Annotated in this window: 6 protein-coding genes; 3 read left to right on the top strand and 3 right to left on the bottom strand. The window is 39.3% G+C overall.

Annotation, left to right across the window (positions count from 1 at the left end):
• The 3 genes from QMD82_07185 to QMD82_07175 form a co-directional block, all read left to right on the top strand.
• A partial coding sequence (locus QMD82_07185; GenBank protein MDI6851698.1) for a hypothetical protein occupies positions 1-208 on the top strand: 208 nt, incomplete at its 5' end.
• Positions 180-1,160, top strand: coding sequence for a bifunctional phosphoglucose/phosphomannose isomerase (locus tag QMD82_07180; protein ID MDI6851697.1), 981 nt, complete (start codon positions 180-182; stop codon positions 1,158-1,160). The genes QMD82_07185 and QMD82_07180, both read left to right, overlap by 29 nt.
• Positions 1,157-2,134 (top strand): sugar phosphate nucleotidyltransferase, encoded by a 978-nt coding sequence (locus QMD82_07175; protein MDI6851696.1) that lies wholly within the window; start codon positions 1,157-1,159, stop codon positions 2,132-2,134. The genes QMD82_07180 and QMD82_07175 overlap by 4 nt, the downstream gene beginning before the upstream one ends.
• Here the strand turns inward: QMD82_07175 and QMD82_07170 are convergent.
• The 3 genes from QMD82_07170 to QMD82_07160 form a co-directional block, all read right to left on the bottom strand.
• Entirely contained in the window at positions 2,131-5,205 is a 3,075-nt protein-coding gene (locus tag QMD82_07170) for a S41 family peptidase (GenBank protein ID MDI6851695.1), read from the bottom strand. The two genes, QMD82_07175 and QMD82_07170, sit on opposite strands and share 4 nt — an antisense overlap.
• A gap of 28 nt (positions 5,206-5,233) precedes the next feature.
• A complete protein-coding gene (locus QMD82_07165; GenBank protein ID MDI6851694.1) occupies positions 5,234-5,566 on the bottom strand; it encodes an aspartate 1-decarboxylase in 333 nt (110 codons plus the stop codon).
• A gap of 251 nt (positions 5,567-5,817) precedes the next feature.
• Positions 5,818-6,474, bottom strand: a 657-nt coding sequence (locus QMD82_07160; protein ID MDI6851693.1) for a molybdopterin dinucleotide binding domain-containing protein, incomplete at its 5' end; no start/stop codon positions are given.

Here is a 6,474-nt window from a genome sequence, read left to right as displayed (position 1 = left end):
TGAGTTTGTGCAGAAAATAGATGACCACGAAGTTGCTAAAAAACTTTTGTCTTATTTGGAAAATAGCGACCTTTATTTAGAAACCGTATCAAAACTTAGAGAGGTAAAAAATAAATTAAAACCGGGTGCAGCGGCAAACGCTGCGAAACTTATATACGAGGAGGTTGTTAGGGATGGAAATGTTGGAACTAATAAAAAGCCTTCCTAATCAAATCGAAGAGGCTTTGCAGTACGAATTGCCTCTCTTTGAAATGCCAAAAAGAATTTTTATATGCGGTATGGGTGGTTCTGCAATCGCGGGCGACATCTCAAAAACCATTGCTAAAAACTCAAAGGTTCCCATTGAGGTAGTCAGAGATTATTCTCTTCCTGCCTATGCCTCAAAAGGGGATCTATTAATTGCCTCAAGTTACTCTGGAGATACTGAAGAAACCGTCTCGGCTTTTGAGGATGGCAAAAGCAAAAATCTAACCCTTTTAGCTATTTCCAGCGGCGGAAAACTGGAAAACCTCGCTAAAAAATATGAAGTGCCACACATTAAGATTCCTCAAGGGTATCCGCCAAGAACAGCCCTTGGTTATCTGCTTACCCCCATTATAAAAGTTTTGAAAAATTTCGGTATAATTGATGATAAAACTTTCGAAGACTATATTAGCCTACCTCAATTTCTAAAAAACCTTCAAGAAGAGTTTGAAAAAGAAAATTCCTTAGCCATTGAACTTGCATCCAAATACTACAAGAGAATACCAGTAATCTACACTTCAACTGCTCTTTATCCTATAGCTTTAAGGTGGAAAGCACAGATTAACGAAAACTCAAAAGCCTTTTGCCATACCATGGAATTTCCCGAAATGAATCACAACGAAATAAATGGTATTAAGAACCCTGCTGGGAGATGCGAAGACCTTTGGGTTACTTTTCTCCAGGACGAGGAAGATCATCCGAGGATCAAACTCAGATTCGAGATTACAAAAGAGCTCATTGAGAACAGCATCCAGGGGTATTCAATAATAGAATCTAAAGGAAACAACTGGGTTCAACGAATCTTTTACCTCATTTATCTTGGAGACTATGTAAGCCTTTATCTGGCAAAATTTTACAAAGAAGACCCTATTTCAATTCCGCGTATCTCTGAACTAAAAAGGAGGCTCTCCCAATGAAAGTGCTTATACCCGTTGGAGGAAGAGGGACGAGACTAAAACCCCATACCCTCACCACACCAAAGCCCCTAATAACTGTTGCAGGAAAAGCCATCCTTTTCCATATAATTGACAGAATACTGCCTTACAATCCTGAAGAGATTTTGCTGGTCATTCCTCCCGATGGAGAAAATATATACAAAGCGGTAAAAAATGAGTATTCGAATATGAAAGTGAACTATGCCGTTCAGGAGCAACCCTTAGGTCTGGGACACGCAATATATGTGGGATTAGACCTCGCTCTTAATTCTGAGCTTTTGATAGTTCTCGGAGACACAATTATTGACATAACTTTAAAACCCGAAGATTTTAAAGAAGATTTTATAGGGGTCAAGGAAGTTGAGAATCCCTCCAGATTTGGAGTAGCCGTGGTGGATCAAGATGGGTACATAGTTCAAGTTGTGGAAAAACCCTCCCATTTCATTTCCAACCTCGCTATCTCTGGAATTTATTATTTCAGAAATACCTCAATACTTAAAGAATCCCTTGAACACATTATAAAAAACGAGATTAAAACAAAAGGGGAATACCAGTTGACCGATGCGATACAGCACATGCTCACAAAAGGATTTAGACCCAGAGCTATTCATATAGAAGAGTGGTATGACTGTGGAACTGTCGAATCCCTCCTTGCAACAAATAAGTTTTTACTTTTGAAACATTCCAACAAAAAAACGTTCCCAAATACTTTAATAATTCCACCTTGCTTTATTGAAGATGAAGCAGAAATTGCCAATAGCCTTATAGGTCCTTACGTTTCTATCGGGAAGGGAGCGAAAATCTTCAATTCAATCATCCAAAACTCAATAATTAACGAATTTGCCGAGGTAGAAAATGTAATTATTACTTCCTCTATAGTTGGAAAAGAATCCTACCTTAAAGGATCCGCCAAAATAGTTAACATTGGAGATTCCTCAGAGATGGTAGAGGGTTAATCCCCTACCATCTCTTTTAAAACTTCAATCGCTTTTAACAATTGATTATCCAAAGAGATATTGTCTTGAACAATTTCATTTTCTACATAAATATTTGGTTCGACGGAGGTATTTTCCAGGCTCACCCCATAAGGTTCATAAAACCACCCCTCACTGGGCTGTCTGAAAACTGTTTTCCCATCAAACAAAGTATAGTTGTTTGTGCCTATTACACCGCCAAAGGTAGGAACTCCAACAACTTTTCCGAGACCCAGCTTTTTAAAACCAGCAGGAAATATCTCAGCATCAGAGAAGCAATGCTCATTAATGAGCAGGACTATTGGTTTGTCCCAGCGGAACAAACTGTTATACTCTGGAAGACCATCCCGCTCCTGTTCCACTAAGTAATGAGTTCGCCTCAAAAAATTGAGGAGTTCATCGTGGATATGTCCTCCTCCATTATATCTAATGTCAAGAATCAAGCCAATTTTATCGCGATTCTCGTAAATATCTTTTTCAAATTCTCGGTAATTCTCATCCCCCATACCTCTGATGTGAAGGTAAGCAAATTTTCCACCGGAAAGGCTATCCACTATTTCCCTATTTCTACTGACCCACTCTTTGTAAATCAAATCCCTTATGGTCCAATAAGAAACGGTATTAATAAATATCGTATCCCTTTTTCTCCCATAACCACGCAATAACTCTACAGCCACCTTTTCTCCAAACTTATCTTTAAGATAGAAAGCAAACTGTCTTTCTCTTTCTACCTTTTGCCCATCCAGTGAAAGAATTATATCGCCAGCCTTAATTCCTTCTACGTCTGCCGGTGACCTTTTGATAACCCTCGCAACCCGTACTCCTGGACCTTCATAAGAATTGTCTATTACGATACCTAAATCTCCAAAATCTTCCCTTTTACCTCTGTATTCCTGCCAAACCCCAAGGTGAGAGGCGTTGAGTTCCCCAAGCATTCTATAAGTAACATTGTTAAATTCATTGTAAGTTTTTATGAAACCAGTATACTTAGAATACTTAGAAAACATCGCTTCCCAATCAACGCCGTGCATCCTTTCATCATAAAATCCATCTTTTAGCATCCACCAACCCTCAAGGAGAAGATTACGGTAAAGGTCATGATAACTTATAGAAACATCTCCTTTCAGGTTAATTTCTCTATAATCTCCCTTTTTAACGTCACAGAGATAGAGCGTCCCTTTCTCGGAGAGAAAAGCAAGCCACTCACCATCATTGGAAAACTCAATCTTAATGGGTTTCAGATTGCCCTTGCTAATTCTTCGGGGATTTTTTCCTTCATGATCCACAATCCAGAGGTCATTGCCATTTAAATCTTCAGCCTGTACCGCAATGTATAGGCCGTTGGGAGAGATGGTGTAGTAGTTATAATAAGCCCTGAATCTGTACACCGTTATAGTTCTATCCCTCATACCATCAAATTCAATAGCAAGGGTGTCCCTTAAGGAATCATTCTCTTTAATGCTTCTCAACAACTCCTTTTTATTCCTGAAATCCTTTTCGCTAAGGAAAATGTACTTCACCCACCAATCGCCTTCGTAGTTTCTCGAAGCAAAGAAAAGCCTTTTTCCATCTTTTGTCCACATTGGTTTATAATCGTCATTTGGATGGTCTGTAATGTTTACAGGCACAGCCCCTTCTTTAGCCCTCACAACATATACATCTTCTCTTGGCCCTAATTCTGTACGGCTATAAGCCAACCAGCGAGAATCGGAGGACCAAGAAACCCATAACACATCATTGTGATTGCCCACTCTGAATTCTTTACCGCTTTTCAAATCTTTAACAAAAAGTTTCCCCTTGCCCCTCTTGAAGGCAATCATCGAGCCGTCTGGAGATATAAGGGGTTCTTTCTCCGTTCCATCACCTCTAATTACACATTCTTCTGCAAAGGAGTAATCTCTGGTAAATCTATCTTCCGAACGTGGGTATACCATATAGATGTTGTAATTGCCATCCCTTAAAGAACTAAAATAAAGGCGCTTTCCGTCGGGTGACCATGTAATGTCCTTTTCTGGAGCAGGTGTTCTGGTTATTCTTACAACTTTCCCGTAATCAATTGAAGCTGTATCTATGCAAGAAACAAAGACATCACCAAGGGCAATAAAGGCAATCTCTTTTCCATCGGGAGATATTGAAAAATCAGTAATATTATCGGAGATACTCATGGTCAAGGAGCCCTTAGGGTCAAAATCTTCAACAACTCTGATGTCAGGTCTTATAAGCTCGCCTTTTACGCAATCATAGATGTACAAACGCCCCAATGATTCCATTACAATCCGGCTCCCATCCTGTGAAATAGAAGCCCAGTTAATCTCTTCATCGAAATTGGTTAACTGCTTTACATTTCTTCCAGTTATATCCATTTCAAAAAGGTTAGTAATTCCGTTGTCTGCCCTGTTTGAAAGGAAATAAATTTTACCAGTTTTCGAGGAGTACATTGGCCTTGTATCTCTCAAATCGTTGTTGGTAAGCCTGGTAAATTTTTTAGAAACTGCATCATAAGCCCATATTTCTCGGTCTGCAGGGCCTCTATAACCCTTTCTGTACCAGGGTTCATTTCCTCTCTCTATTAAAAACCTGGTGCCATCTATTTGAGCTAAACTGTTCACTTCGAAATCAAAAACTTTCTCTGGATTACCGCCTTTTATTGAAATCCTGTAAACTCCTCCCCTGAAATCATACATTGAACTTGAAAAGTAAATAAACTTAGAATCTTCACTGAAAGCAAGCAACATCTCATAAGCAGGGTGATAGGTTAGCCTTTCTGGTGGTGCACTCCCGTCAGAAGGTACTATGTAGATCTCGCTATTTCCACTCTCGTCGCTGAGATAGCAGATCCATTTACCATCAGGAGACCAGATGGGTGTACCCTCAAAACCATCGGAAGCCGTCATCCTTATAGCAAGCCCGCCATTAGAATATGCAACCCATAGGTCACCGTGAAAGGAAAAGGCTATACGATTTCCGTCTGGGGAAAGGGATGGGGTTAATGCCCAATCCACCGGTTGTCCCAAAAATGTTGAATTTATAAACAAAATAAAGAGCAGCACCATGTAAAAATTATATAGTTAGGGAAACGAACTATTGATTTAGGTATACAACTTTAGGTTTAAAGCTTTTCGCTTCTTCGGAGTCTATTATTGCAAAAGCAACCACAATCAAAAGATCACCCACCTCTCCTTTCCTCGCCGTTGCACCATTAAGGACACATTCCTTGGTGCCTTTTCTACCTGGAATAACGTAAGTGGAAAACCTTTCGCCATTGTTAATGTTATAAACCTCAACTCTTTCATTGGGAACAAGGCCTGCCTCTTCCATTAAATCTTCGTCAATAGTGATACTACCCTCATAATGGAGATTTTTGTCAGTTACAGCAATCCTATGAATCTTTGACTTAAGGACCGTAAGAAACATATAATAATTTTAGTGGAAAACCTGAAAACAAGCAACAAATAGTAAAACCAAACTGTGACAATCAGTATAGATATCAAAATTTCTGGCCCAAAGAAATTACTTCACGTTAGTAAACAACTTGTGGTAACCTTTTATATCTTTTACTTCTACTCGAAGCAACAATAGTACTTTCTGATCGTTTACAGTATATAAAACCATTCATTACACAGCCTACAAAAAAACTCCCTTTGGTATGTTCTCCTTTTAAATTCTTAATTTTTTTTCTCCACCTTAACGTAAGTACTGTGATAGGCTGCCTGAAAGCCAAATTGTTTGACCACGTCATCGCTGGTAAGCTCGTTAACGGTAAAGCCGGCGATGGACTTCCAGAAAGCTTTGTACATAAACGCACAACCTTCAGACAGCGAGTTGTCAATATGGACTTTTGTAAAAACTTTTCCATTTTCATTGAACACAATAACTTCATCTCCCTCATTAAGACCCAGTTTCAAAGCATCCTTCGGACTAATAAAAATCCTCTTCTCATCCTTTAAAAGGGTATTATGATATTGACTGGATATAGTGTCTCCATAGGTAACCGAAAGAAGCCTCAGCATGCCGTCATCATTCTGCTTTTGGGTGTTAAATTCTTCAAGATCAGGGAAATCAGGAACTCCTCGAAGCCTTCGTCTTTGGGAAACGAATTCAACTTTTCCAGAAGTGGTCTCTATTCTAAAAGGTCTATCTATTCTTGCATACCCGCCCCTTGATAGTTCTTCAAGAGTAATCCCAACAGGCTTTAAAACATTTTCAGCAACTCTCTTTTCCGATTCAAAAAGTTCCGGATCACTGAAACCATAATAACGTGCAAATTCTTTCATCAATTCGTAATTGCTCATCCCCCACCCCTCAAAAACCTTCTCGTTTAG

Source organism: bacterium (assembly GCA_030019025.1).
In the GTDB taxonomy this organism is placed as follows: domain Bacteria; phylum Hydrothermota; class Hydrothermia; order UBA1063; family UBA1063; genus UBA1063.
Note: the sequence above shows the minus strand (reverse complement) of the source record. Positions and strands in the feature narration are given on the sequence as shown.